Annotated in this window: 24 protein-coding genes; 21 read left to right on the top strand and 3 right to left on the bottom strand. The window is 67.1% G+C overall.

Annotated features, from left to right (window positions below):
• Nucleotide 1 precedes the first annotated feature (1 nt).
• From sdhA to sdhC, 3 genes are all read right to left on the bottom strand, one after another.
• Nucleotides 2–1,801 carry a succinate dehydrogenase flavoprotein subunit gene (sdhA, locus tag BLR03_RS06270; protein WP_091250879.1) on the bottom strand — a complete coding sequence of 600 codons (1,800 nt, stop codon included), beginning with the start codon at nt 1,799–1,801 and terminating at the stop codon, nt 2–4.
• 190 nt (nt 1,802–1,991) lie between these two features.
• Nucleotides 1,992–2,456: a succinate dehydrogenase hydrophobic membrane anchor subunit gene (locus BLR03_RS06265; RefSeq protein ID WP_091250877.1), complete on the bottom strand. Its 465-nt coding sequence runs from the start codon at nt 2,454–2,456 to the stop codon at nt 1,992–1,994.
• A gap of 3 nt (nt 2,457–2,459) precedes the next feature.
• The gene (sdhC, locus tag BLR03_RS06260) at nt 2,460–2,840 is read right to left on the bottom strand and encodes a succinate dehydrogenase, cytochrome b556 subunit (RefSeq protein ID WP_091250876.1); all 381 of its coding nucleotides are present in this window, start codon (nt 2,838–2,840) and stop codon (nt 2,460–2,462) included.
• A 290-nt stretch (nt 2,841–3,130) separates the two neighbouring features.
• On the opposite strand from sdhC, the gene BLR03_RS06255 reads away from it, so the two are divergent.
• The 21 genes from BLR03_RS06255 to BLR03_RS06155 all read left to right on the top strand — a co-directional run bounded on the left by BLR03_RS06255 (nt 3,131) and on the right by BLR03_RS06155 (nt 26,506).
• Nucleotides 3,131–4,264: a mannose-1-phosphate guanylyltransferase gene (locus tag BLR03_RS06255; protein ID WP_091250874.1), complete on the top strand. Its 1,134-nt coding sequence runs from the start codon at nt 3,131–3,133 to the stop codon at nt 4,262–4,264.
• 95 nt (nt 4,265–4,359) lie between these two features.
• Nucleotides 4,360–5,559 carry an amidohydrolase gene (locus BLR03_RS06250; RefSeq protein ID WP_091250866.1) on the top strand — a complete coding sequence of 400 codons (1,200 nt, stop codon included), beginning with the start codon at nt 4,360–4,362 and terminating at the stop codon, nt 5,557–5,559.
• 254 nt (nt 5,560–5,813) lie between these two features.
• Complete coding sequence (locus BLR03_RS06245) at nt 5,814–6,278, top strand: MarR family winged helix-turn-helix transcriptional regulator (protein WP_091250865.1); 465 nt, start codon at nt 5,814–5,816, stop codon at nt 6,276–6,278.
• A gap of 119 nt (nt 6,279–6,397) precedes the next feature.
• Nucleotides 6,398–6,829, top strand: coding sequence for an organic hydroperoxide resistance protein (locus BLR03_RS06240; RefSeq protein WP_091250863.1), 432 nt, complete (start codon nt 6,398–6,400; stop codon nt 6,827–6,829).
• Entirely contained in the window at nt 6,826–7,857 is a 1,032-nt protein-coding gene (locus BLR03_RS06235) for an NADP-dependent oxidoreductase (protein ID WP_091250861.1), read from the top strand. Before BLR03_RS06240 ends, BLR03_RS06235 begins: the two co-directional genes overlap by 4 nt.
• 372 nt (nt 7,858–8,229) lie before the next feature.
• Complete coding sequence (locus BLR03_RS06230; protein WP_091251002.1) at nt 8,230–9,297, top strand: BMP family lipoprotein; 1,068 nt, start codon at nt 8,230–8,232, stop codon at nt 9,295–9,297.
• A 166-nt stretch (nt 9,298–9,463) separates the two neighbouring features.
• Entirely contained in the window at nt 9,464–11,113 is a 1,650-nt protein-coding gene (locus BLR03_RS06225; RefSeq protein WP_091250858.1) for an ABC transporter ATP-binding protein, read from the top strand.
• Nucleotides 11,106–12,506 (top strand): ABC transporter permease, encoded by a 1,401-nt coding sequence (locus tag BLR03_RS06220; RefSeq protein WP_091250856.1) that lies wholly within the window; start codon nt 11,106–11,108, stop codon nt 12,504–12,506. The genes BLR03_RS06225 and BLR03_RS06220 overlap by 8 nt, the downstream gene beginning before the upstream one ends.
• Complete coding sequence (locus tag BLR03_RS06215; protein ID WP_091250854.1) at nt 12,503–13,831, top strand: ABC transporter permease; 1,329 nt, start codon at nt 12,503–12,505, stop codon at nt 13,829–13,831. Before BLR03_RS06220 ends, BLR03_RS06215 begins: the two co-directional genes overlap by 4 nt.
• Nucleotides 13,832–13,833: 2 nt before the next feature.
• Nucleotides 13,834–14,238, top strand: a complete 405-nt coding sequence (locus BLR03_RS06210) for a cytidine deaminase (RefSeq protein WP_091250852.1) — start codon at nt 13,834–13,836, stop codon at nt 14,236–14,238.
• A complete protein-coding gene (locus BLR03_RS06205; RefSeq protein ID WP_091250850.1) occupies nt 14,235–15,566 on the top strand; it encodes a thymidine phosphorylase in 1,332 nt (443 codons plus the stop codon). Before BLR03_RS06210 ends, BLR03_RS06205 begins: the two co-directional genes overlap by 4 nt.
• Before the next feature lie 168 nt (nt 15,567–15,734).
• The gene (locus BLR03_RS06200) at nt 15,735–16,370 is read left to right on the top strand and encodes a DedA family protein (protein ID WP_091250848.1); all 636 of its coding nucleotides are present in this window, start codon (nt 15,735–15,737) and stop codon (nt 16,368–16,370) included.
• A 296-nt stretch (nt 16,371–16,666) separates the two neighbouring features.
• Nucleotides 16,667–17,434: a DedA family protein gene (locus BLR03_RS06195; RefSeq protein ID WP_254788195.1), complete on the top strand. Its 768-nt coding sequence runs from the start codon at nt 16,667–16,669 to the stop codon at nt 17,432–17,434.
• Between the two features lie 32 nt (nt 17,435–17,466).
• Complete coding sequence (locus BLR03_RS06190) at nt 17,467–18,636, top strand: adenosine deaminase (protein ID WP_091250846.1); 1,170 nt, start codon at nt 17,467–17,469, stop codon at nt 18,634–18,636.
• Between the two features lie 76 nt (nt 18,637–18,712).
• Nucleotides 18,713–19,306, top strand: coding sequence for a MazG nucleotide pyrophosphohydrolase domain-containing protein (locus tag BLR03_RS06185; RefSeq protein WP_091251000.1), 594 nt, complete (start codon nt 18,713–18,715; stop codon nt 19,304–19,306).
• A gap of 202 nt (nt 19,307–19,508) precedes the next feature.
• Entirely contained in the window at nt 19,509–20,789 is a 1,281-nt protein-coding gene (gene eno, locus BLR03_RS06180) for a phosphopyruvate hydratase (protein WP_091250844.1), read from the top strand.
• Between the two features lie 86 nt (nt 20,790–20,875).
• Nucleotides 20,876–21,691, top strand: a complete 816-nt coding sequence (locus BLR03_RS06175; protein WP_091250842.1) for an FtsB family cell division protein — start codon at nt 20,876–20,878, stop codon at nt 21,689–21,691.
• Nucleotides 21,692–21,807: 116 nt separating this feature from the next.
• Nucleotides 21,808–22,527: a DUF501 domain-containing protein gene (locus BLR03_RS06170; RefSeq protein WP_254788215.1), complete on the top strand. Its 720-nt coding sequence runs from the start codon at nt 21,808–21,810 to the stop codon at nt 22,525–22,527.
• Nucleotides 22,524–23,495, top strand: coding sequence for a Ppx/GppA phosphatase family protein (locus tag BLR03_RS06165; RefSeq protein ID WP_091250839.1), 972 nt, complete (start codon nt 22,524–22,526; stop codon nt 23,493–23,495). Before BLR03_RS06170 ends, BLR03_RS06165 begins: the two co-directional genes overlap by 4 nt.
• Nucleotides 23,496–23,576: 81 nt before the next feature.
• Nucleotides 23,577–24,992 (top strand): S8 family serine peptidase, encoded by a 1,416-nt coding sequence (locus BLR03_RS06160; protein WP_091250837.1) that lies wholly within the window; start codon nt 23,577–23,579, stop codon nt 24,990–24,992.
• 38 nt (nt 24,993–25,030) lie between these two features.
• A complete protein-coding gene (locus BLR03_RS06155) occupies nt 25,031–26,506 on the top strand; it encodes an NAD(P)/FAD-dependent oxidoreductase (RefSeq protein ID WP_091250835.1) in 1,476 nt (491 codons plus the stop codon).
• Nucleotides 26,507–26,519 lie beyond the last annotated feature (13 nt).

Here is a 26,519-nt window from a genome sequence, read left to right as displayed (position 1 = left end):
CTTAGTACTTCCTCACCATCGGCTCGTAGCGCGTAAAGACCACCGGTTTGGTGGCAAGCCGGATGCCGGCAATCGCCTCGGCGGAACCGTCCGCCGGAGCATGCTCATCCTTGTACGCCATGGAGTGCTTCATGAATTTTTCGTCGTCGCGCTCGGGGAAGTCCTCGCGGAAGTGTCCGCCGCGGGACTCCTCGCGGTGCAGGGCCGCCACGGTCATGACCTTGGCGAGCTCCAGCAGGAAGCCCAGTTCCACGGCCTCGAGCAGGTCCAGGTTGAAGCGCTTGCCCTTGTCCTGGACGCTGATGCGCTGGTACCGCTCCTCGAAGGACGCGATGTCCTTCAGGACCTGGTTCAGGGTATCGGCGGTGCGGAACACCTGCATGTTGGCATCCATGGTGTCCTGCAGTTCCTTGCGGATCGCAGCGACCTTCTCGGTGCCGTCGGAGGTGCGGACGTGGTCCAGCAGGTTCAGCGTGTACGCCTCCGGATCGGCCGGGAGCTCCACGAAGTCCGCGGTCTTGGCGTATTCGGCGGCGGCGATGCCGGCGCGCTTGCCGAACACGTTGATGTCCAGCAGCGAGTTGGTGCCCAGGCGGTTGGAGCCGTGGACGGAGACGCAGGCGACCTCGCCGGCGGCGTAGAGGCCCGGAACCACGGTGTCGTTGTCCTGGAGGACCTCGGCGCTGATGTTCGTGGGGATGCCGCCCATGGCGTAGTGCGCCGTCGGGAACACCGGAACCGGCTCCGTGTACGGCTCCACACCCAGGTAGGTGCGGGCGAACTCGGTGATGTCCGGCAGCTTGGCGTCGATGTGTGCGGGCTCAAGGTGCGTCAGGTCCAACAGGACGTAGTCCTTGTTCGGGCCGCAGCCGCGTCCCTCGCGGACTTCGTTGGCCATGGAACGGGCCACGATGTCGCGGGGGGCGAGGTCCTTGATGGTGGGCGCGTAACGCTCCATGAAGCGTTCACCCTCGGAGTTGCGCAGGATGGCGCCTTCGCCGCGGGCGGCCTCGGAGAGCAGGATGCCCAGCCCGGCAAGACCTGTCGGGTGGAACTGGAAGAACTCCATGTCCTCCAGCGGGATGCCCCGGCGGAACGCGATGCCCATGCCGTCACCGGTGAGGGTGTGGGCGTTGGACGTGGTCTTGAAGACCTTGCCGGCGCCGCCGGAGGCGAACACCACGGACTTGGCCTGGAAGACGTGCAGTTCGCCGGAGGCGAGGTCGTAGGACACGACGCCGGCAACGCGTTTCTGCTTGTACGGGGTGCCGTCCTCGCGGACCGCGTCTTCCTCGACGGTCAGCAGGTCCAGCACGTAGTACTCGTTGTAGAACTCAACGTTGTGCTTGACGCAGTTTTGGTACAGGGTCTGCAGGATCATGTGGCCGGTACGGTCCGCGGCGTAGCAGGCGCGGCGGACCGGTGCCTTGCCGTGGTCGCGGGTGTGGCCGCCGAAACGGCGCTGGTCAATGCGGCCCTCGGGCGTGCGGTTGAACGGCAGGCCCATCTTTTCCAGGTCCAGGACGGCGTCGATCGCTTCCTTCGCCATGACCTCGGCGGCGTCCTGGTCAACCAGGTAGTCGCCGCCCTTGATGGTGTCGAAGGTGTGCCACTCCCAGTTGTCTTCCTCGACGTTGGCCAGGGCCGCACACATGCCGCCCTGCGCCGCGCCGGTGTGGGACCGCGTGGGGTAGAGCTTGGTCAGAACTGCTGTTCGGGCGCGCTGACCTGATTCGATCGCCGCGCGCATCCCGGCGCCACCGGCACCGACGATCACGACGTCGTACTTATGGACCTGCATACCAGATGCTCTTTCTCTCAAAATTCGCTGTAACCCACCGGCAGGTACTTGCCTGCCCGGTGAAGTCTCGTGCAATCTGCGCCTGCGCTCGGCAGGGAAGATCAGTTGCCGCGGCGGACCGTCAGTGCCTGCCCGTCGGGGCGGCGGCCCGCGGCGGCTCCGCAGTTACGGGGCCGTGACGGCTGCGCCACTAAGGTGCGGGGCAGAATCCGCCGGGAAGCTGGACGCCGTGGACCACGGGGCACGGGTCGAACGTGAAGATGACCAGGGTGCCCAGGATGATGATGACGGTGGTGGCCGCGTAGAGCACGATCTTGAGCCAGAGACGCGTGGCGTCCCTCTCGGCGTAGTCATTGATGATCGTGCGGACACCGTTGGTGCCGTGCAGCATGGCCAGCCACAGCATGGCCAGGTCCCAGAACTGCCAGAACGGGTCGGCCCACTTGCCGGCCACAAAGCCGAAGTCGATCGCGTGGATGCCCTCGCCGACCAGCAGGTTGACGGTCAGGTGACCGAAGATCAGCACCACCAGCACGACGCCGGAGAGCCGCATGAAAAGCCACGCGAGCATCTCGAAGTTACCCTTGGACCCGCCGCTGCGGCGGTACTTCGGCTGGATCTTTCCGCTGCGCGGACTCTGAATGGTTGCAGTCATGGCTTAGTGACCTCCAAGAGCGAGGGACAGGTGGCGGATGGCGAAGCCGGCCATGACAACGACCCAGAGGCCCAGGACCGTCCAGAGCATCTGACGCTGGTACTTGGCACCCTTCTTCCAGAAGTCGACGGCGATGATCCGCAGGCCGTTGAAGGCGTGGAACACGATCGCTGCGACAAGGCCCGTTTCACCCAGGGCCATAAGGGGGTTCTTGTAGGCGCCAATCACGGCGGTGTAGGCCTCGGGGGACACACGCACCAATGAGGTGTCCAGCACGTGGACCAACAAGAAGAAGAAAATCACTACACCGGTAATGCGGTGTCCAACCCAGGACCACATGCCTTCACGGCCGCGGTACAAGGTGCCAGCTGGTTTTGTCGGCACTGAATAAACCTCCCTGCAACACAGCGGCGCTGGCATGGGATCCACGCGGGGGGAACGCCTGCTGCGAGAGCACTCGTAAGCTCAAGCCTAAATCTAGGCTTCGCTCACAGCTTATTCAATTTAGGGACAGGTTGTTGACAAGCCCCGGCGCGGTTTTTCGTCTCTTTTGAGACGAACACCACATTCGGCCGTGACTGCGGCCGTGACTGCGGCCTCGACTGCGGGGCCGCGGGGGCGGGATTCCTTCCCGTTCGGGGGTGATTTGGCCGTCGTCGGCTAAAGTAGCCGTGATGACTACAGACAAAGTGACAAGCCAGGATTCACCGCTGGACCGTTTTATTGCGGTCATTCCGGCGGGCGGGGTGGGGACCCGTCTTTGGCCGCTGTCACGGGCAGCAGCCCCCAAGTTCCTCCATGACCTGACCGGTTCGGGCAGCACTTTGCTGCGCGCGACCTACGACCGTCTCCAGCCCGTCGCCGGCAAGCACGTGCTGGTGGTGACCGGCGCCGCCCACCGGGCCGCCGTCTGCCGTCAACTGCCTGAGGTCCTGGAAGATGACCTCGTCCTGGAAAGTGAGCCCAAAGACTCCGGTGCGGCCATCGGCCTCGCCGCGGCCATCCTCCATGAGCGGGACCCGGACACCATCATGGGCTCGTTCGCCGCGGACCAGGTCATCAGCCCGGACGGGCTCTTCCAGGATGCCGTCCGCGAGGCCGTCTACACTGCGGCCGCGGGGAAGATCGTCACCATCGGCATCAAGCCCACCCACCCCTCCACCGGATTCGGCTACATCCGCTCCGGCGCGAACCTCAACATCCCCGACGCCCCCAGCGCGCAGTCCGTGGTGGAGTTCGTGGAGAAGCCCAGCGAGGAAGTGGCCCAGCAGTACGTGGACAGCGGTGAATACGTCTGGAACGCCGGAATGTTCGTTGCGCCGGTCTCGCTGATGCTCAAGCACCTCGAAGCCAACCAGCCAGAGCTCTTCGCCGGACTGCAGGAAATCGCCAAGGCCTGGGACACCCCGGAGCGCGACGCCGTCACGGCCCGGGTCTGGCCCACCCTGCCCAAGATCGCCATTGACTACGCCGTCGCCGAACCGGCCGCGGCCGCGGGCGACGTCGCCGTGGTGCCCGGAACGTTCCGCTGGGACGACGTCGGGGACTTTGCCTCCGTGGGCCGGCTCAACAGCGCCAAGGAAGTGGACGAAGTCACGGTGCTGGGCGAAGGCGCACGCGTCTTCACCGAGAACGCCAGCGGTGTGGTGGTCTCCGATACCAAGCGGGTGATCGCCCTCATCGGCATCAAGGACGTCGTGATCGTTGACACCCCGGACGCCTTGCTGGTCACCACGAAGGAACACTCGCAGCGGGTCAAGCAGGCAGTGGATGCCATCAAGGCCAAGGGCGACACCGACGTCTTGTAGGCGTGCGGGCGGCTTTTCGGCCATCCCGCGTTCAGCAATCCGTAACGCGCCGTACGCGATGCCGCTATTCTTTGTCGGCTGGATAGAGTTGTTCCGTGCGCAACTACTCTACTGAAGCTGAGCCCACGAGTCTCGTGGGGCCGTGGCTGGAGCCCCTCCTGCCGGAGCTGATCGCTTTCCGCCGCGACCTCCATGCGCACCCTGAGCTGTCGTTCAAGGAATTCCGCACCACCGACAAACTCGCGAAGCGGCTCGAGGAAGCCGGGCTCAAGCCCCGGCGTCTCGAGGGAACCGGCCTGACGGTCGACATTGGACAAGGGCCCATCGCCACCGCGCTGCGCGGCGACATTGACGCCCTGCCGATCATCGAGGAAACGGGCCTTGAGTTCGCGTCGAAGAACCACGGCGTGACCCACGCCTGCGGCCACGACGTCCACACCACCACCATGCTCGGCATCGCCCTGGTCCTGCAGCGCATGCATGAGCGGTCCCCGTTGCGCGGCACCGTCCGGATCATCTTCCAGCCCGCCGAGGAGACGATGCCCGGTGGCGCCACCTCGTGCATCGAGCAGGGTGTTCTCGAGGGCGTGCCCCGCATTCTGGCGCTGCACTGCGATCCCCGGATCGAGGTCGGCAAGATCGGCACCCGGATCGGGGCCATTACCTCCGCGTCGGACACCATCAAGATTGAACTTTCCGGCCGTGGCGGACACACCTCGCGCCCCCACCTGACCGAGGAACTGGTCTTCGCCCTCGCGCAGATCGCGGTCAACGTTCCCGCTGTCCTGTCCCGCCGCGTCGATGTCCGCAGCGGCGTATCCGTGGTCTGGGGACAGATCTCGGCAGGCTCGGCCCCGAACGCCATCCCCGGCAGCGGCTACATGGCCGGCACCATGCGGTGCCTGGACCGCGAAGCCTGGCACGATGCCGGTGAACTGCTCGACGAGGTCGTCCGGCAGATCGCCGAGCCATACGGCGTCGACGTTCACCTCGAGCACACCCGCGGCGTGCCGCCTGTGGTCAACTCCGAGCACGAGACCGCGCTGATCGAGGCCGCCGCCCGCGCCGAAATCGGCGAGGGCGCCGTCGTCCTGACCCCGCAGTCCATGGGCGGGGAGGACTTTGCCTGGTTCCTGGCCGAGACCCCCGGCGCCATGATGCGCCTCGGCACCAAGACCCCCGGCGGGGAAGAGTACGACCTCCACCGCGGCGACTACATTGTCGATGAGCGGGCTCTCGGCCTCGGCATTCAGGTGCTCACGGCGGCTGCGCTGCGCACCATCCGCGACCTCTAAACCCGGCCAGCTCTGCCGAGACGGCCGCGGTGCCCGCCGTGCGGGGGTTTCCCCACCTTTGGGGGCACGACGCCGGGACGCGCCTGATGTTCGGGCCGACACGCCGTCGGTGTTCGGCGAACGTGGGGAAATTTGGCGACGCCGGTATTGGCGTCGATGGCTCCATCGCCGGTCGGCGGCAAGGTTCAGTCGCCTTCAAATGAGTTGTGCACAACTGAGTTGTGCACAACTCAATTGTCGGGTAGGGTGAAGCTATGACCACGCCAGAAGAGGCCCGCTCGCCCGGTTCCGAAGCGCTCCGCCTGAACCGGCAGGTGTGCTTTGCCATGTACTCGGCCTCCCGCGCAGCGACGGCCGCCTACCGGCCCATGCTGGAGGAGCTTGGCCTGACCTACCCGCAGTACCTCGCCATGCTGGTGCTGTGGGAAGCGGAGCCGCGCAGCGTCCGTGAACTGGGGGAGGAGCTCGGGCTCGACTCCGGGACGCTCTCGCCGCTGCTCAAGCGGCTCGAAGCCCTGGGCCTCGTCCAGCGCCGCCGGTCCGCCGAAGACGAGCGCCGCGTGGAGATCTTCCTGACCGACGCCGGGGCCGCGCTAAGCGCCAAAGCCAGTGGCATCCCGCAACGGCTCGCCGCCGCCGCCGGCCTCACGCCGGCCGAACTCGACCAGCTCCGCGAAACCCTGGGCCGGCTGGCCAGTGCACTCCAGGCCTCCCACTAGGCTTTCCGGCTCAGCGTGCCCCTAGACCGCGCCATTTCGCTCTGCGCCTTCTGCGCGGGCGTCGTGTCCAGCAGCGCCCTTTCAACCAAGAATTTTCCCGCCGACAGAACGGAAACCCCATGAAACCCCTTTACACAGCCGAGGCCCTGGCCTCCGGTGAAGGCCGCGACGGCACCGCCGTCAGCAAGGACGGCAAACTCAACGTGGCCCTGGCCAGCCCGGTCGAACTCGGCGGCAACGGCGAGGGCACCAATCCCGAGCAGCTCTTCGCCGCCGGTTACGCGGCCTGCTTCCACTCGGCGCTGCGCCTCGTCGGCCGCCAGCAGAAAGCAGACCTGACCGATTCCGCCGTCGCCGCGAGGATCCACCTCGGCGCCCTCGAGAGCGGCGCCGGCTACGGCATCGCCGCCGAACTCGAGATCGCCCTTCCAGCCGTGGACCGGGAAACCGCTGAGGCCCTCGTGGCCAAAGCCCATGAGGTCTGCCCCTACTCGAACGCCACCCGCGGCAACATCACTGTCGACATCAAAATCCTGGAGGTAGCTGCATGAGCACCCACACCGAAACCCCCACACTTCCCGTCACCACCCGCGAGATCCAGCTGGCGTCCCGTCCGCACGGCCGTCCGGTCCCGGCGAACTTCCGCCTCGCCGAATCGCCGCTGCCCGAACTGCAGGACGGCCAGGTCCTGGTCCGCAACCTCTACATCTCGGTGGACCCGTACATGCGCGGCCGCATGAACGACGTCAAGTCCTACTCCGCGCCGTTCGCGCTGGATGCCGCCCTCGACGGCGGCGCCGTCGGCGAAATCATCGCGTCCCGGGCGGAGGGGCGCGCCGTCGGCGATACCGTCGTGCACAGCCTCGGCTGGCGTGAATACGCCGTCGTCGACGCCGCGGCCACCACCCCGGCGCGCACGGACCTGGCCCCCGCCTCCGCGTTCCTCGGCGCCCTCGGCATGACCGGCCTGACCGCCTACGCGGGTCTGCTGAAGGTCGCCGAATTCAAACCCGGCGAGGTCGTGTTCGTCTCGGGCGCGGCAGGTGCGGTTGGCTCGCTCGTCGGGCAGATCGCCAAGGCCATGGGCGCGTCCCGCGTGATCGGCAGCGCCGGCTCGCCGGAAAAGGTGGCACGGCTCCTGGAACTCGGCTTCGACGCCGCATTCAACTACCACGACGGCCCTGTGGCCGAGCAGCTCGCAGCCGCCGCGGGGGAGCGCGGGATTGACGTCTACTTCGACAACGTCGGCGGCGAGCACCTTGAAGCGGCGCTGTCCGTACTCACCGTCGGCGGCCGGGTGGCCATGTGCGGCGCCATTTCGCAGTACAACTCCACTGAGCCGACTCCGGCGCCGCGGAACCTCATGCAGGCGATCGGCAAGCAGCTGACGCTCAAGGGCTTCCTCGTCAGCGGCTACTGGCAGCATATGGCCGAGTTTGTCGAGGCCATGTCCGGCTGGCTGGCCGACGGAACCGTCCGCTACGACGAGACGGTGGTGGACGGCCTGGAGAACGCACCGCAGGCGTTCATGGACCTGCTCGACGGCGCCAACACCGGCAAGATGCTCGTCCGGCTGTAGTCCGGCGTCGGCGCGCCACGAATCAGGCAGCCGCCGCCACTGTCCTCCGACGCCTCCGGCACCAGTCCCTGCGGGGACCGGTGCCGGAGGCGTCTGCGCGCACGGGCCGGCAGGAAGATTCGGGCTACTACTAGGTAACAAGTTCTCAACAATCTGGGTAATTGCTGTGAAGTCTGCTACGTGCACGTGTCGCAGGACACTACAGTAACTTCATCAGTGCGCCTCGGCGCAGTGCTGCGAATCCATCAGTGACAAACAGAGTTCAGCGGAACACCGCGGACAGACACTCATTGAGCTCCGTCGTAGCGCCTACTCTTTCTTCCTGGAGGAAAATTGAAGAACTCCCTGCGTGCCACCCTCAAGCGCGGATCAATGGCCGGGGTCGCCACCGCGGGCGCGGCTGCACTCCTGTTGACCGGCTGCGGAGCTGCCCCGGAGGCCAGCACCGCCACCCAGACAGCCAGCAACTACAAGGGCTGCATCGTGTCCGACTCGGGTGGATTCGACGACCAGTCGTTCAACCAGTCTTCCTACGAGGGCCTGAAGAAGGTCACGTCTGAGCTGGGTCTCCAGATGAACCAGGCCGAGTCCAAGACCAACAACGACTTCGAGCCGAACCTGCGCGCCATGGTCGCCGCCGGCTGCAACCTGACCATCACTGTCGGCTTCCTCCTCGGTGACGCCACCAAGGCCCAGGCCACCGCGAACCCGGACAAGCACTTCGCCATCATCGACTTCGGCTACGACACCCCGATCACCAACGTCAAGCCGATCATCTACGACACCGCCCAGGCCGCGTTCCTGGCCGGCTACCTCGCGGCAGGCACCACCAAGACCGGAACGGTCGCCACCTTCGGCGGTATCAAGATCCCCACGGTCACTATCTTCATGGACGGCTTCGCCGACGGCGTGAAGTACTACAACGACCAGAAGGGCAAGGACGTCAAGCTCCTGGGCTGGGACAAGGCCAAGCAGGACGGCTCCTTCACCGGTGACTTCGAAAAGCAGGACAAGGGCAAGCAGTTCACCCAGAACTTCCTGGACCAGGGCGCCGACATCGTGATGCCCGTCGCCGGTCCGGTCGGCAAGGGTGCGGCAGCGGCCCTGAAGGAAGCCAAGGCAGCAGGCAAGGACGTCAAGCTCATCTGGGTTGACTCCGACGGTTTCCTCACGGCACCGGACTACAAGGACATCATGCTCTCCTCCGTCATGAAGCTGATGGGCGAGGCCGTCGAGACGGTCGTCAAGCAGGACAAGGACGGCAAGTTCACCAACGCGCCGTACGTCGGCACCCTCGCGAACGACGGCGTCCAGCTGGCTCCGTTCCACGACATGGACTCCCAGGTTCCGGCGGACCTGAAGTCCGAGCTGGACCAAATCAAGAAGGACATCGCCTCCGGCAAGCTGAAGGTTGAATCCGCAGCCAGCCCGAAGTCTTAACTTCTTCCGCTGAGCGCCACGGCCCGTCCGGTCACCACCGCACGGGCTGTGGCGCTTTTCGTTTCGCGGCCCGCTGCGCCTGCGACCGCAGGCACTAAGCTGGTGCTGCGGCCCCCACTTCGCGTCCGGACTAAGCCTTCCGGACACCTCGAGATTGGTCAGAGTTTTGAAACTTGAACTCAAGGGCATTACCAAACGCTTCGGCTCCCTGGTAGCCAACGACCACATTGATGTGGTTGTTGAACCCGGGCAGATTCACTGTCTGCTCGGCGAGAACGGCGCTGGCAAGTCCACGCTGATGAATGTCCTTTACGGACTGTACGAGCCCACAGAGGGCGAAATCCTGATTGATGACAAACCGGTCACCTTCCGCGGCCCGGGCGACGCCATGGCTGCCGGCATCGGCATGGTTCACCAGCACTTCATGCTGGTCCCCGTCTTTACGGTGGCGGAAAACGTCGCCCTCGGAGCGGAAACCACCAAGACCGGCGGATTCCTGGACCTTGACGACACCCGCCGGAAGATCCGTGAGATCTCGGACCGGTACGGCTTCGACGTCGACCCTGACGCCCTGATTGAAGACCTGCCCGTGGGCGTCCAGCAGCGGGTGGAAATCATCAAAGCACTGGTCCGCGACGCCAAGGTGCTCATCCTCGATGAGCCCACAGCCGTCCTGACCCCGCAGGACACGGATGAGCTGCTGGACATCATGCGCCAGCTCAAGAGCCACGGCACGTCCATCGTCTTCATTTCGCACAAGCTCCGTGAGGTCAAGGCCGTTTCGGACACCATCACCGTCATCCGGCGCGGCAAAGTAGTGGGCACGGCTGATCCCGGCGCCTCGACCACCGAGCTGGCATCCATGATGGTCGGCCGCGCCGTCAGCCTGACCCTGGACAAGGCTCCCGCCAAGCCGCAGGAGACCACCTTTGAGGTCAAGGACCTTACCGTGATCGCCCCCAGCGGCCAGCACGTCGTGGACGGCATCAGCTTCGGGATCGCCCGCGGCGAGATCCTCGCCATCGCGGGCGTCCAGGGCAACGGCCAGACTGAACTGACCGAGGCCGTCCTCGGCCTCCACAGCAGGGTCCACGGCTCGATCGTGCTCGACGGCGAAGAGCTCGTGGGCCGCAGCGTCAAGGAGGTCCTGAACGCCGGGGTCGGGTTCGTCCCGGAGGACCGCTCCCTCGACGGGCTGATCGGCACGTTCTCCATCGCCGAGAACCTGATCCTCGACCGCTACGACCAGGCACCGTTCGCCAAGGGCATCAGCATGAGCCCGGCCAAGGTCCTCGAGAACGCCAAGACCCGGATCGAAGAATTCGACGTCCGCACCCCGTCCGGCTCGCTCGCTGCAGGCACCCTGTCCGGCGGCAACCAGCAGAAGGTTGTCATGGCGCGGGAGCTCTCCCGGCCGCTGCGGCTCTTCATCGCCTCCCAGCCCACCCGAGGCGTGGACGTGGGATCCATCGAGTTCCTGCACAAACGCATCGTCGCGGAGCGGGACAACGGCACGCCCGTCATGATCGTCTCCACGGAACTGGACGAAGTGGTTGAACTCGCCGACCGGATCGCCGTGCTGTACAAGGGCAAGCTGGTCGGGATCGTCCCGGCCGGCACCGGGCGCGACGTCCTGGGCCTGATGATGGCCGGGGTATCCGCGGAAGAGGCCCGGACCGACGCCGCAGGCAAACATCCGGCACCGGCACCAGAATCTGCCGAAAACCCAGCCGACACCCCCGCAACGTACCCGGCGCCCGCCGCCCCGTCCGTACAGGAGCCCAGCTCCGGCGCCGTAGGAGACCACCATGACTGAGAACACCGAGCCGCGGCACGCGGCTGCAACGGACCCGGACCCGATTCCGGCTGACCAGGCCGCGGACGCGGAGCTCGAGACGCCCGAGGACGACGAGGCCTTTGTCACCGCACTGGACACCGCCGGTGGCGCCATGCAGCCATCGGCGGTTCCGGTCTCGACCCAGAGCGGACACCTGGGCGCTCCGGAGGAATCCGAGTCGGTGCTGCGGAAGATCTTCACCGGCAACGGCATGGTGACCATCCTGGCGGTGCTGCTGGCACTGATCCTCGGCGGCCTGCTCATCGCCCTGACGGACAAGGTGGTCGGCACCACGGCCGGCTATCTCTTCGCCCGTCCCAGTGACTTCCTCACCGCCGTCTGGTCCGCCGCCACGAGCTCCTACGTCGCCCTCTTCCAAGGCGCGGTCTTCAACCCCCATGGGACCGGGGTGGCCGGACAGTTCGCCCCGCTCATGGAGACGCTGACGATCGCCACCCCGCTGATCACCGCGGGCCTCGGCGTCGCTCTGGCCTTCCGCGCGGGTCTGTTCAACATCGGTGCCCAGGGCCAGATCATCATGGCCGGCATCCTCGCATCGTGGGTGGGCTTCGCTCTGCACCTGCCCGTGGGGCTGCACCTGCTGCTCGTCCTCGTGGCCGGCGTCGTCGGCGGCGCCGTCTGGGGCGGCATTGTGGGCGTGCTCAAGGCCCGCACGGGTGCCCACGAAGTCATCGTGACCATCATGTTCAACTACATCGCCCTTTATTTCCTGCGTTACCTGCTGGACACGGAGGCGTTCCAGCGTCCGGGGGAGACCACCCCGATTTCCCCGATTCTGGATCCCAGCGCCGTATACCCGCTGCTCTTCGGCAGCCAGTACCGGCTGCACGTGGGCTTCCTGCTGGCCATCGCAGCCACGGTGTTTGTCTCCTGGCTGCTGAACCGCTCCACGATCGGTTTCGAGTTCCGTGCCGTCGGGGCCAACCCCAAGGCAGCCCTGACTGCCGGCATCAACGTCCCCCGGGCCACGATCCTGGTGATGACCATTGCCGGCGGCCTGGCCGGCCTGGCGGGCGTCGCGCAGGTGGCAGGCACCGAAAAGGTCCTCACCGACGGCGTCGCGGCAACGTACGGCTTTGACGCGATCACCGTGGCCCTGCTGGGACGTTCGTCACCGTGGGGCACCTTTGCCGCAGGCCTCCTGTTCGGGGCCTTCCGCGCAGGCGCCGTCCAGATGCAGATCCAGACCGGAACTCCGATCGACATCGTGCTCGTGGTCCAGTCGCTCATTGTGCTGTTCATCGCGGCGCCGCCCCTGGTCCGGGCGATCTTCGGACTCAACCCGCGCAAGAAGAAGACAGCAACCGCCGGCGCATCCAAGCAGGCAGCAACCACCGGAGGTGCCGCATGAGCACAACAGCAACCTCGCCCGTTCCGGGACAGCCCCAGCAGGGCACACCGCAGAAGCTCAAGAACCACAAACCAACCACGTCCGCCAAGCCCGTCACCTGGAAACTGCCGGTAACGCTGATGGTGCTGGCCGTCGTCGCCTTCATCTTCTTCGGCCTGTTGGGCCCGCAGGGGACCGCCAAGTTCGGGGTGTCCTCCGGCGGCGACTTCTTCCAACTGCCCGCGATCGAAGTCCCCGCCTTCCTGACCGGGATGGTGCTCTCCGTGATCCTGCTGGGCCTCGCGGGCTACGCCCTGGTCCTGAAGACGAACAACAAGCGGCCCCCGCGCTGGCTCCCGGTCGTGTTCACTGTCGTGTTCGTGGTCGCCTTCCTGATCTGGGTAGTGGGCGGCGCCCGGACCCCCAGCATTTCGCTCGCCGGGCTCATCGCCGGATCCGTGACGCTCGCCGTGCCGATCGTCTTCGGCTCCCTGTCCGGTGTGCTGTGTGAACGCGCCGGCGTCGTGAACATCGCCATTGAAGGCCAGCTCCTGGGTGGTGCCTTCACGGCCGCGCTCGTTGCCAGCCTGACCCACAACCCGTACGCGGGCCTGCTCGCGGCGGCCGTGGCCGGTGCCCTCGTCTCGATGGTCCTGGCCCTGTTCAGCATCAAGTACGTGGTGAACCAGATCATCGTCGGCGTCGTGCTCAACGTCCTGGTCTCCGGCCTCACCGGCTTCCTGTTCAGCACCGTGATGCAGTCCGACCCGGATAAGTACAACTCGCCCGGCCGGCTGCCCATCATCGATATCCCGGTCCTGTCCGGCATCCCCGTGATCGGGCCCATTCTGTTCAAGCAGTCCGTGGTGGGCTACCTGATGTATGTCGCCGTGATTGTCGTGTGGATCGCCCTGTTCAAGACCAAGTGGGGCCTGCGCGTCCGCGCCGTGGGCGAACACCCGCAGGCCGCCGACACCCTGGGCATCAAGGTCAACGCGACCCGCTTCTGGAACGTCACGCTTGGCGGCGCCGTGGCCGGAATCGGCGGATCGTTCTTCACTCTCGTGGCGATCGACAGCTTCACCAAGGAAATCTCCGGCGGCCGCGGCTTCATCGCCCTCGCCGCCATGATCCTGGGCCGCTGGAATCCGATCGGGGCGTTCTTCGCCGCGCTGTTGTTCGGCTTCGCCGACAACCTGCAGAGCATCGTGACGATCATCGGCACCCCCGTGCCGAGCCAGTTCATGGCCATGCTGCCGTACCTCGTGACCGTGTTTGCCGTGGCCGGACTCGTCGGCCGCTCCCGGCCGCCGGCCGCCGACGGCATCCCATACGTCAAGGGCTGACCGTGGAGACCACCGAGGTTGACTGGGCCGCGCTCGAGGCCGCGGCAGTGTCCGCCATGCAGAACGCCTATGCGCCGTATTCGAAGTTCCCGGTGGGGGCCGCAGCGCTCACCGGGGACGGGCGGATCGTCAGCGGCTGCAACGTCGAAAACGCCAGCTACGGGCTGACACTGTGCGCCGAGTGCGCCCTGGTGGGCAACCTGCAGATGACCGGCGGGGGACTTCTCCGCGCCTTCTACTGCGTCGACGCCGGCGGCAACGTCCTCATGCCCTGCGGGCGCTGCCGCCAGTTGCTCTACGAATTCCGGGCTCCCGATATGGAGCTCATGACCACGCAGGGAATCAAGACCATGGACCAGGTCCTTCCCGATGCCTTTGGCCCCCAACATCTGGAGGAACCCCGGTGACCCAAGCGACACAGAACACCAGCACCACTGAAGCGTTCGACGCCGTCGACATCATCCGCATCAAGCGGGACAAGGGCGTGCTCAGCCCGGCCCAGATCGACTGGACGATCGACGCATATACCCGTGGCGCCATCGCCGACGAACAGATGGCCGCCCTGAACATGGCGATCCTGCTCAACGGCATGGACCGCGCCGAGATCTCCCGCTGGACCGCGGCGATGATCGCCTCCGGCGAGCGGATGGACTTCTCCAGCCTGCGGCGGCCCGACGGCGGCGTGAAGGTGACGAGCGACAAGCACTCCACCGGCGGCGTGGGAGACAAGATCACCCTGCCGCTGGCGCCCCTGGTGGCGGTCTTCGGCGTCGCCGTGCCGCAGCTCTCGGGCCGCGGCCTGGGCCACACCGGCGGCACCCTGGACAAGCTCGAAGCGATCCCGGGCTGGCGCGCGGACCTGAGCAATGAGGAAATGCTGGCCCAGCTCCAGGACGTCGGCGCCGTCATTTGCGCCGCCGGCGCGGGGCTTGCCCCGGCGGACAAGAAGCTCTACGCGCTCCGCGATGTCACCGGAACGGTGGAGGCCATCCCGCTGATTGCGTCCTCGATCATGAGCAAGAAGATCGCCGAAGGCACCGGTTCGCTGGTGCTCGACGTCAAGGTGGGCAGCGGGGCCTTCATGAAGGACGAGGCCCGTGCCCGCGAGCTCGCCGAGACCATGGTGGCCCTGGGCAAGGACGCCGGCGTCAACACCGTTGCCCTGCTGACCAACATGAACACGCCCCTGGGCCTCACCGCGGGCAACGCGATTGAGGTCGAGGAATCCGTGGAGGTCCTGGCCGGCGGGGGCCCGGAAGACGTCGTCGAACTCACCGTCCGGCTCGCGGAGGAGATGCTGGCGTGCGCCGGCGTCCGCGACGCGGATCCGCGCGCGGCCCTGCGGGACGGCCGGGCCATGGACGTCTGGAACCGGATGATCCAGGCGCAGGGCGGCGACCCCCGCGCCAAGCTTCCGGTGGCCAAGGAATCCGAGGTCATCTACGCCCCGGCCGACGGCGTCCTGGTGGAGCTTGACGCGATGGCCGTCGGCGTCGCGGCCTGGCGTCTCGGCGCCGGACGGGCCCGCAAGGAGGATAAGGTCCAGGCCGGAGCCGGGGTGCGGATGCACGCCAAGCCGGGCGCCACGGTCCGGGCCGGCGAACCGCTCATGACTCTTCTGACGGACACCCCGGAGAAGTTCGAGCGGGCCAAGGAGGCGCTCGAACACGCCGCGATGATCGCACCGGAGGGCTCCCGGCCCGCCCAGAAGCTCATCATCGACCGCATCGCCTAACCCCCGCCACCCAATCCCTGCCGCCCAACCCCCGTTGCCCTATCGCCTATGGTCCCCAAACCCCGGGTTTAGCCGCCATAAGGGATAGGGCAAGTGGCGGCGGGGACCGCCGGCGGTACACTGACTCCACATCTGGATCTTTCAGGCCCCGCCGTGCGTTAGGAAGCTGTGCAGGCAATCAACGACTTCATCCTCGCCGCCGCAGGGCAGCCCTGGGTTCTCGTCCTTGTTTTTGCCTGCTGCGTGATCGACGGATTCTTCCCGCCGATCCCGAGCGAGTCGGTGGTGGTGGGCCTGGCCGCCGTCGCCGCCACCGCGAATGTTCCCAACCCGGTTCTCCTGAGCCTCACCGCCGCCGCCGGGGCCTGGGTGGGCGACAACCTCGCCTACCTGATCGGCCGCAGAACCGGGACGCAGCGCTGGGCCTGGCAACGCGGTGCGAGGACGCAGGGTGCCTTTGCCTGGGCCGGACGGGAACTGCGGAAACGGCCCGCGTCACTGATCCTCGTGGCACGCTTCGTCCCGATCGGGCGGGTGGCCGTCAACCTGACCGCCGGGGCCACCCACTACCCGAGGCCAAGATTCATGATCTTGACCGTGCTGTCGGCAGTCCTCTGGGCCGGCTATTCGGTCGGAATCGGGCTGTTCGTCGGCCCGTGGTTTGAGAAGAACCACGTGCTGGGTGCGGCCATCGCGATCGTCTGCGCGATCGTCCTGGGTGTCGCCGTGGACTTCACCATCAGCAGGCTGCGTGGCCGCACTCCGGAGGAGTCCACACCGTCCATTCCGCCGGCTGACTCCTAAGTGACCGGACAGGGCTGCCCACATTTTTCCTACCTCCCACAACACCGTGAACTGCAGGCGCGTCCCGTCCCGGACGCCGCGCCGGACGCCGGATCATCGCGCGCACCCTGGGCCCCGTCATCGTCCTTGTCACCGGACGCCCGACCGTAGCGGACCGCGCCCCGCCCGTGGGACACTTAGGAGCGATTTGCATCACGTTTGTTTGCTGCAGTTCGTTGCAGGTTCCACCCACACGCCCATCGCATGTCCGTCACGGCTTAGTTGTCCGTTCCTCATCATCAAGGAGCACCGCCCGCATGGAGTTCATTAACCAGGCCGTGCTCCATGCTGCCGGCCAGTGGTGGATCTACCCGCTGCTGCTGGTTTTCTTCTTCGTGGACGGCTTCGCGATGGTGGTCCCCAGCGAGACCCTCATCGTTGCTCTTGCGGCGTATTCCCTGCACAGCGGCCAGCCCAATCTCTGGCTCCTTGCCCTCACGGCGTTGGTCGGAGCCATGGCCGGCGACAACATGGCCTACATACTCGGGCGGAAGATCGGTCTTGAGCGGTTCCGCTGGATGCGCAAGCCGAAAGTCCAGAAGGTCTTCGCCTGGGCGCACTACGAGCTCGAGAAACGCGGCGCCGTCCTGATCTTCACGGCCCGGTACATCCCGTGGGGCCGTGTCGCCGTCAACTATGTGTCGGGCACGACGTCGTTTCCGCACCGCAGATTCTTCTTCCTGGACGCCATCGCGTGCGTCACGTGGGTCGGCTACTCGATCGGCATCGGCGTCCTGGCCAGTTCCTTCCCGTGGCTGCACCACAACCCGCTGCTCAGCGCGGGGATTGCGGTGGTGTTCGCGATCGTGCTCGGCGTCCTGATCGACCACCTGCTGCGCTGGTGGCACAAACGCCTTGGACGCAACGACACCCGGTCCGCCCCGGCCGCGTCCGGCGGCACGTCCGACCGCGCGTCCGTTCCCAGGACCGCGCCCCAGGACCCTGCTGCCCAGGAGACCGCTCCCCAGGGGCACGGCACGATGCTGGCAGGCCCGCCCACTGAGGCCGGAGCTTCCAGAAAGTAGCATCCCGCGCCCTGCGACCCTATGGTTGGAACGTGACTGAGACTAATCCTGACGCTGCCCCTGACCTCGACTTCGACCTGACGGTCCTTCCCAAGGTTTCCCTTCACGACCACTTGGACGGCGGGCTCCGCCCGGCCACCATCATTGAGCTTGCCGAGGCCGTGGGCCACACGCTGCCCTCGACCGACCCCGTCGCGCTGGGGGAGTGGTTCCGCGAATCCGCCGATTCCGGCTCGCTCGTCCGTTACCTGGAAACGTTTGACCACACCATCGCAGTGATGCAGACCAAGGAAGGCCTGTTCCGCGTCGCGAAGGAATTCGTCGAAGACCTGGCCGACGACGGCGTCGTGTACGGCGAAGTTCGCTGGGCCCCCGAGCAGCACCTGCAGAAGGGCCTGAGCCTGGACGAAGTGGTGGAGGCCGTCCAGGCCGGGCTGGAAGCAGGGGTGGACGCCGTCGCCGAGACCGGCCGCGATATCCAGGTGGGCCAGCTGATCACCGCCATGCGCCACGCCGACCGCGGCCAGGAGATCGCCGAACTGGCGGTCCGGCACCGGAACAAGGGCGCGGTGGGCTTTGACATCGCCGGCGCCGAGGACGGCTTCCTGCCCTCCCGCTTCAAGGACGCCTTCACCTACCTGGCCGAGCACAACTTCCCCGCCACCGTCCACGCCGGCGAGGCCGCCGGCCTGGAGAGCATCCAGTCGGCCCTGGTGGACGGCCGGGCGCTCCGCCTGGGCCACGGTGTCCGGATCGCCGAGGATGTCACGATCGAATTCGAAGAGGACAGCGAAGCCTGGGAGGACTCCGACGGGTTCGGCGTCGAGGTCAGCGACACCATCGGCATGGTGACCCTGGGCGAGCTGGCCAGCTGGGTGCGCGACCGCGGCATCGCGCTGGAGATCTGCCCGTCGTCGAACCTGCAGACCGGTGCCATTGCCGGCTTCGGTGAGGGGATCGAAAGCCACCCGCTGGACATGCTGTACCAGCTGGGCTTCAACGTCACCATCAACACGGACAACCGGCTCATGAGCGGCGTGACCCTCACGGACGAGTTCGAGCTCCTGGTCGAGACCTTCGACTACGACCTCGACGACCTCCTGGAGCTGACGCTGAATGCGGCCGAGGCCGCCTTCCTCCCGCTCGAGGAGAAGGAAGCACTGGTGGAATACATCAACGAGGCCTACGCCGACCTTGGCTAGCCGGGATAACGCGGTGGGCGCGCCGCTCGGTGACTTGGTGCGAACGATCGCCGAGCTGCGCGCCCACTGCCCCTGGATGGGTGCCCTCACCCACGAGTCGCTCGTCGAATACCTCCTCGAAGAGGCCTACGAGGTGGCCGAAACCATCGAGACGGAGGGCGGCGACGCCGACCTGAAGTCCGAACTCGGAGACGTATTGCTCCAGGTGGTCTTGCATGCCCGGCTCGCCGAGGAACGCGGCGCCTTCGACCTCGACGACGTGGCGCGCTCCCTTAACGCCAAGATGATCCGGCGGAACCCGCACGTCTTTCGCCCCGACGGCTCACTGCAGGATTCCTTCCCGGCAACGGTCGAGGAGATCGTCCTGACTTGGGACGCCGTCAAGAAAGCCGAGAAACCGGAACGCGGCCACGTCTTCGACGGCGTTCCCGCCGCGCTTCCGGCCCTGGCGCGGGCCCAAAAGCTCCTGGACCGGGCCGAGCGCGCCGGCCTGCCGACGGCTGCCGGCGGGACCGGCGTCGACATCCCCGGCACCGAAGAGGAGCTCGGAGACCTGCTGTTCGGGATCGTGGCGGCCGCCCGGGTCGGCGGACTCGACGCCGAGCGCGCCCTCCGCGGAGCCCTCCGCCGCTTCCAGGACAGTCACGGCCCTGTGTCGCCGGCATCGTAGCGCCGCACGGTAGCGTAGGCCCCATAGTGCCGGGCAAGTAGTGCCGGCATCATGACGTCCGGGGATTGGATAGGTTTCCGTAACTTATCCCGCTCTCGACTAGGCTAGTAGCGACGACGACGTCGGCTTATCAGCTTGATGTACAGCCAGATTCCCAGCAGTCAGATTCCCTGCAGATCGCTTCACCCAAAGGAGCATATCCATGGCGCTTATCGATGCCATCCACGCCCGCGAGATCCTCGATTCCCGTGGCAACCCGACCGTAGAAGTTGAAGTCCTGCTCTCCGATGGCCAGATCGGCCGCGCAGCAGTTCCCTCCGGCGCCTCCACCGGCGAGCACGAGGCTGTTGAGCTCCGCGACGGCGACAAGGGCCGCTACCTCGGCAAGGGCGTCCAGAAGGCCGTCGACGCCGTCATCGACCAGATCGCCCCGGCCCTGATCGGCTTCGACGCGACCGACCAGCGCAGCATCGACCAGGCCATGATCGACCTCGACGGCACTGCCAACAAGTCCAAGCTCGGTGCCAACGCCATCCTCGGCGTGTCCCTCGCCGTCGCCAACGCTGCCGCGGCGTCCGCCGACCTGCCGCTGTACAAGTACCTGGGCGGCCCGAACGCCCACGTCCTGCCGGTGCCGCTGATGAACATCCTCAACGGCGGCTCGCACGCCGACTCCGATGTCGACATCCAGGAATTCATGATCGCGCCGATCGGCGCCGAGACCTTCTCCGAGGGTCTGCGCTGGGGCGTCGAGGTCTACCACAACCTCAAGTCCGTCCTGCAGGCCAAGGGCCTGTCCACCGGCCTGGGCGACGAGGGCGGCTTCGCCCCGAACCTGCCCTCCAACCGCGCTGCCCTGGACTTGATCCAGGAAGCCATCAAGAACGCCGGCTACACCCCGGGCAAGGACATCGCCCTGGCCCTGGACGTTGCCTCCTCGGAGTTCTTCACCGACGGCGCCTACCAGTTCGAAGGCAAGGCCCTCACGGCGACCGAGATGAGCAACTACTACGCCGAACTCGTCGCCGACTACCCGCTGGTCTCGATCGAGGACCCGCTGGACGAGAACGACTGGGAAGGCTGGAAGACCCTCACCGACGCCATCGGCGACAAGGTCCAGCTCGTGGGCGACGACCTCTTCGTCACCAACCCGGTCCGCCTGCAGCAGGGCATCGACTCCGCCACGGCAAACTCGCTGCTGGTGAAGGTCAACCAGATCGGCTCCCTGACCGAGACCCTCGATGCCGTGTCCCTGGCCCAGCGTGCCGGTTACACCACCATCACCTCGCACCGCTCCGGCGAGACCGAGGACACCACGATCGCCGACATCGCGGTTGCGACCAATGCCGGCCAGATCAAGACGGGCGCACCGGCCCGTTCCGAGCGTGTCGCAAAGTACAACCAGCTGCTGCGCATCGAAGAAGAACTCGACGACGCCGCACGCTACGCCGGACGCAGCGCCTTCCCGCGTTTCAAGGGCTAGTTAGCCGCGAAAACCGGTAACCGGTGGCTATGGTTGAAAGACCATGGCCACCGGTTCTGTTTTTGGTCCGCTTTTGAAGGAGTGACATGGCTACCCGACGTCCCAATGTTCCCCGGGCTACGCCCGCGGCCACCAAGGCTGCTGCCGCCAAGCCTGCGGCCACGGGCCTGGGCGCAGCAGTCGATGGCGGCGACGTCATCAGGGCGGACTTCGGCGGCTCCCGCAGCAGCGCGGCCACGACGACGCCGGCCAAATCCTCCGGCGCCGGGCCGGCCTCGTCCCAGACGGCAGCACGTGCTGCAGGCAAGCGCGGCTCCGACAGCCGAACCCCCGAAAGCCCGGGCCCGGAACGTCCGTCCCCCGACGTCACGGCCACCGGCCGGAAGCGGCCGACGGTAACGCCAGGATCCCTGCCCTCACCCGGGAAGGCGCCCGGGAAGGCGCCTGGGAAGGCCGGCGGCAAGGCCGCGCGCCGGACCGCCGCGCGGGACACCGACGATTCCCTCGATCCGGTACCCGCCAAGGCGTTCTCGGGCCGGTTGCTTGCCCTCGGCGTGGTCATGATTGCCATCACCATCCTGCTCGCTCCCACGGTCAAGATCTTCCTCGACAAGCGCGCCGAGATCGCGGCGCTTCAGGCGGATATCGCGGCCAAGCAGTCAAAGCAGGATGACCTCAAACGCCAGGTCTCACGGTGGCAGGATCCCAACTACGTGAAACAGCAGGCCCGCGATCGCATTAACATGGTTATGCCCGGAGAGACGGGCTACTGGGTCTTCGGCAGCGATCTTCCTGCCGCGCAGTCCAGTGGCACGGCGGGTGCAGCATCAGCACAGGACCCGGCCAACCTGCCTTGGGTGGACACCCTCTGGGAGTCCATCAGGCGATCGGCAACAGACTAGAAGCGGCGCCCGCCGCCGAGGTTGTCCCGAGGACACCCGGAACAGGGCAGGAAGGTGCCACTCCCGTGGACGATAACCGAGTGGACCAGAACGAACCGCAGGCAGCGCAGACCCCGGTGTCACTTCCCGCCTCAAGTGCACCGGTGGCCTCCCGCCAGCCGTCCCCGCACGACCTCGAGGTCCTCAGCCGCCAGCTGGGCCGGCCGGTGCGGGACGTCGTCGAGATCCCCGCCCGCTGCATCTGCGGAAACCCGCTCGTGGCCGCCACCTCGCCGCGGCTGAGCAACGGCACGCCCTTCCCCACCACGTTCTACCTCACGCACCCGGTGATCACGTCCGCGGTGTCGCGGCTGGAGGCTGCCGGGCTGATGAACGAGATGAACGTTCGGCTCGCCGCCGACGCCGATCTCGCGGCACGCTACCGCGCCGCCCACGAGGCCTACCTGGCCTCCCGTGCAGAAATCGGCGCCCGGTCCGGCATTGGCGCCGTGCCCGAGATCGACGGCGTCTCGGCCGGCGGAATGCCGACGCGCGTCAAGTGCCTGCATGTCCTCGTTGGCCATTCGCTGGCCGCCGGGCCGGGCGTGAACCCGCTCGGTGACGAGGCGATCGCGGCCATCGCGGAATGGTGGACGACGGACCGCTGCTACTGCGACGGCGCCTGGGATACCGGGGGAGAGGTCCCGTCCCGGGACCTCAGCCGCCATGGACCGCAGGGCCTGCCGGAGATCGTTGGCCGTCCCGCCCCGGTGCGCAAGTCCCGCGGTGCAGACGCCGCCGGCACTGCAGACGGCGCGGACGCCGTCGGCACTGCGAGCACGGAGGAGACCAAATGACCCGGGTCGCGGCCGTGGACTGCGGTACCAACTCGATCCGCCTGCTGATCGCAGATATAGACACAGATACCAGCACGGACACCGCGACCGGGCAACCGGCCCCGCGGCTGACCGACGTCGTGCGGGAAATGCGCGTGGTCCGGCTGGGGCAGGGCGTGGACTCGACGGGCGAGCTCGCCCCCGAAGCACTCGAACGAACGTTTGCGGCGACCCGGGACTATGCCGCCCTCATCCGCGAGCACGGGGTGGCGAGGGTGCGCTTCGTGGCCACCTCCGCCACCCGGGATGCCAGCAACCGGCAGGTCTTCGTCGAAGGCATCCGTGCCATCCTCGGCGTCGAGCCCGAGGTGATCACCGGCGATGAGGAAGCCGCACTGTCCTTCGCCGGCGCCAGCAGCGTCCTGCCCTCCCGCGGCGACGACCCGGTGCTCGTGGTGGACCTCGGCGGAGGGAGCACGGAGTTCGTGCTCGGCAACGCCGGAGGCGTCATCGCCGCCCGCTCGGTCGACGTCGGCTGCGTCCGGATGACCGAACGGCACCTGCGCAGCGATCCGCCCACCCCGGAGCAGATCGCAGCGGCGGAGGCCGACGTCGACGCCGCCATCAGCGAGGCGGCACGCACCGTTCCGCTGGAACGCGCCACCGCCGTCGTCGGCGTGGCCGGATCCGTCACCACCATCACGGCGCATGCGCTGCGCCTGCCGGAGTATTCGCCGGCCGCAATCCACGGCACCGAACTGGACCTGGACGCGGTGCGGAAAGCCTGCACCGAACTGCTCGACATGACCCGGGAAGAGCGGGCCGCGCTGCCGTTCATGCACCCCGGGCGGGTGGACGTGATCGGCGCCGGCGGCCTCGTATGGCGACGGGTCCTGGAGCGCCTGGCCGACGTCACGGCCGGCCGCATCACCACGGCAGTGGCCAGCGAACACGATATTCTTGACGGAATTGCCCTCAGCATCAGCTGATGTCGCACCAGCAGTAGTGCACTAGCCGTTGTGTACCGACAGAGTGCTTGTGCCACTGGCGCATCCGCCGATAGGACCTGTATGACCAGAGCAACAGCCCGGCACCGCCGGACCGCCTCCGCGTTGATGGCTTTGGCCCTTGCCGGCGGCATGTCCGCCGCGGCGCTGACCTCAGCCGCGCCGGCCCACGCCGACTCCTGGCGGGACAAGGAATACTGGCTCGCCGAATCGGGCATCACCAAAGCCTGGGAAGTGTCCAAGGGCGCCGGCGTCAAAGTCGCTGTCATTGACAGCGGCGTGGACGGCAAGCATCCGGACCTGGCGGGTGTGCTTGCCGGCGGCGCCGACATCTCCGGCGCGGGCGGTGCCAACGGACAGGAGAGCATCGGCGCCAAACCCGAACACGGAACCCTCGTGGCCACCATGCTCGCCGGGCGCGGACACCAGCCCGCCAGTGCGACCGCCAAACCGAGTGCCGGTGCCTCATCTGGTCCTGCCGGGGGCCCGGACGCCGGCCCGGACGGGGTGGTCGGCGTCGCCCCTGAGGCCCAGCTCTTGTCCGTCTCCACCTGGCTCGGTTCCGCCAACCCGGGCGGCAAGAGCGACCAGGACCAGATTCCGGAGGCCGTGCGCTGGGCCGTCGACAACGGCGCCCGCGTCATCAACATCTCACTCGGCAGCACGTCGCCGGAGTGGCCGCAGAGCTGGGACGCGGCGTTCCTCTACGCCGAACAGAAGGACGTGGTGATCGTGGCCGCCGCGGGCAACCGTGTCGGCGGAAACGTCCAGGTCGGCGCTCCGGCCACGATTCCGGGTGTCCTGACGGTCGCGGGCCTGGACCGCAACGGAGCGGCCAGCATCGACGCGTCCTCCCAGGGCATCAGCATCGGCGTCGCCGCTCCCGCCGAAGACCTGGTCGGCGGCATGCCCGGCGGAGGCTATGCCGAGTGGGCAGGCACCTCGGGCGCCACCCCCATCGTGGCCGGCGTCGCGGCCCTGATCCGCTCCAAATGGCCGGAGATGTCCGCGAGCCAGGTCATCAACAGGATCGTCAGCACTGCCAAGGACGCCGGGGCTCCGGGAAAGGATCCGCTCTACGGGTTCGGCGTCCTCAACGCCGAGGCCGCCCTCAAGGCCGATGTGCCCGAAACCAAGGTCAATCCGCTGGGGTCCATTTCGGACTGGATCCGGGTCCAGCGGCGCGGCAACCTGGCCACGACGGCGCCTGCTGCGACGCCCCCGCCCTCCAGCGCCGCTCCTACCCTGCCCGAGGCGACCGTGCCGGTCGCGGAGAAGCCGTCGCAGCTGGACAGCGCCGTGCCGGCCGCGGTGGTCCTGGGCTTCGGGTTCCTGTTTGTGGGCATCATTGCCGCCGCAGCCTTCCAGTTGCGGGCCGCCATGCGCAGCTCGCCCAAGGAAGGCGCTGACAGGCCAGAACGGCCGGACCGGCCCGGCCCGGGAGCCGCCGATTCGGTGGATTCCAGCCACCCGTCATAGTTAGTGAAGGTTTTCACAAACTACTGTATTCTTGACGCATGGCATCCTCCCTTCAGCTCCAGGACCGTCCCCGGGTACTCGTCGTCGGCGGCGGGTACGTCGGCCTGTATGTAGCCCTTAAACTGCAGAAAAAGATCGCGAATGCAGGTGGCATCGTCACCCTCGTAGATCCGCTGCCCTACATGACCTACCAGCCCTTCCTGCCGGAAGTTGCCGGCGGAAACATCGAGGCCCGCCACGCGGTCGTCTCGCACCGCATGCACCTGAAGCAGACCGAACTCATTCAGGGTCGCGTCACCTCGATCGACCACGCCAACCGCACGGCCGTGGTTGCACCCTCCGACGGCGGCGACACCTTCGAGGTTCCCTACTTCGACGTCGTGCTGGCCGCCGGCGCCATCACCCGCACGTTCCCGATCAAGGGCCTCGCGGACAAGGGCATCGGCCTGAAGACGATCGAGGAAGCCGTTGCCCTGCGCAACAAGGTCCTCGAGCGCATCGAGACCGGCTCGCTCATGACCGACCCCGTCGAGCGTGCCCGCGCCCTGACCTTCGTCGTCGTCGGCGGCGGCTTCGCCGGCATCGAGTGCATCACCGAAATGGAAGACCTCGCCCGCGCCGCGGTCAAGAACAACCCCCGCGTCAAGCAGGAAGAAGTCCGCTTCGTCCTGGTCGAGGCCATGGGCCGCATCATGCCCGAGGTCACGGCGCAGCAGGCCGAATGGGTTGTCGGACACCTCCGCAGCCGCGGTATCGAGGTCCTGCTCAACACCTCGCTCGACAACGCCGAGGGCTCCCTGAAGCTCATCAACCTCCCGGACAAGACCCCGGCGCAGGAATTTGAGACTGACACCCTTGTCTGGACTGCCGGTGTGCAGGCCAACCCGATGGTCCGTTCCACCGACTTCCCGCTCGAACCGCGCGGCCGCGTCCGCGTCCTGGCCGACCTGCGCATCGCAGGCGACGAGGGCATCATCGACAACGCGTGGGCTGCCGGCGACATCGCTGCCGTTCCCGACCTCACGGGCAGCGGCCTGCCGGACGGCACTTGCGTGCCGAACGCCCAGCACGCCCTGCGCCAGGCCAAGCGCCTCGCCAAGAACCTGTGGGCCTCCCGCTGGAACAAGCCGCTCACGGACTACAAGCACAAGAACCTGGGCGCCGTCGCCGGCTTCGGCGAATGGAAGGGCGTGGCGAACATCAACCTGATTGGCCGCATCGGCCTCAAGGGCCCGCTGGCCTGGCTGGCGCACCGTGGCTACCACGGCATGGCCATGCCCACCGTTGAGCGCAAGATCCGCGTGATCTCCGGCTGGTTCTGGGCCTTCTTCCTGGGCCGCGACACCACGCAGCTCATGGACCTGGACAACCCGCGCGGTGCCTTCGTGACCGCAGCGACTCCGGCCCCGAAGCCGGCCGCTGTCCCGGCTCCGGAAGCAGCCAAGCCTGCGGCCGACGCCAAGGCGGAGTCCAAAGTTGACTCCAAGGCAGCGGTCCCGGCAGACGCCAAGTAGCGTACTTGCCGTA

This window comes from Arthrobacter sp. ok909 (assembly GCF_900104405.1).
Classification (GTDB): domain Bacteria; phylum Actinomycetota; class Actinomycetes; order Actinomycetales; family Micrococcaceae; genus Arthrobacter; species Arthrobacter humicola.
Note: the sequence above shows the minus strand (reverse complement) of the source record. Positions and strands in the feature narration are given on the sequence as shown.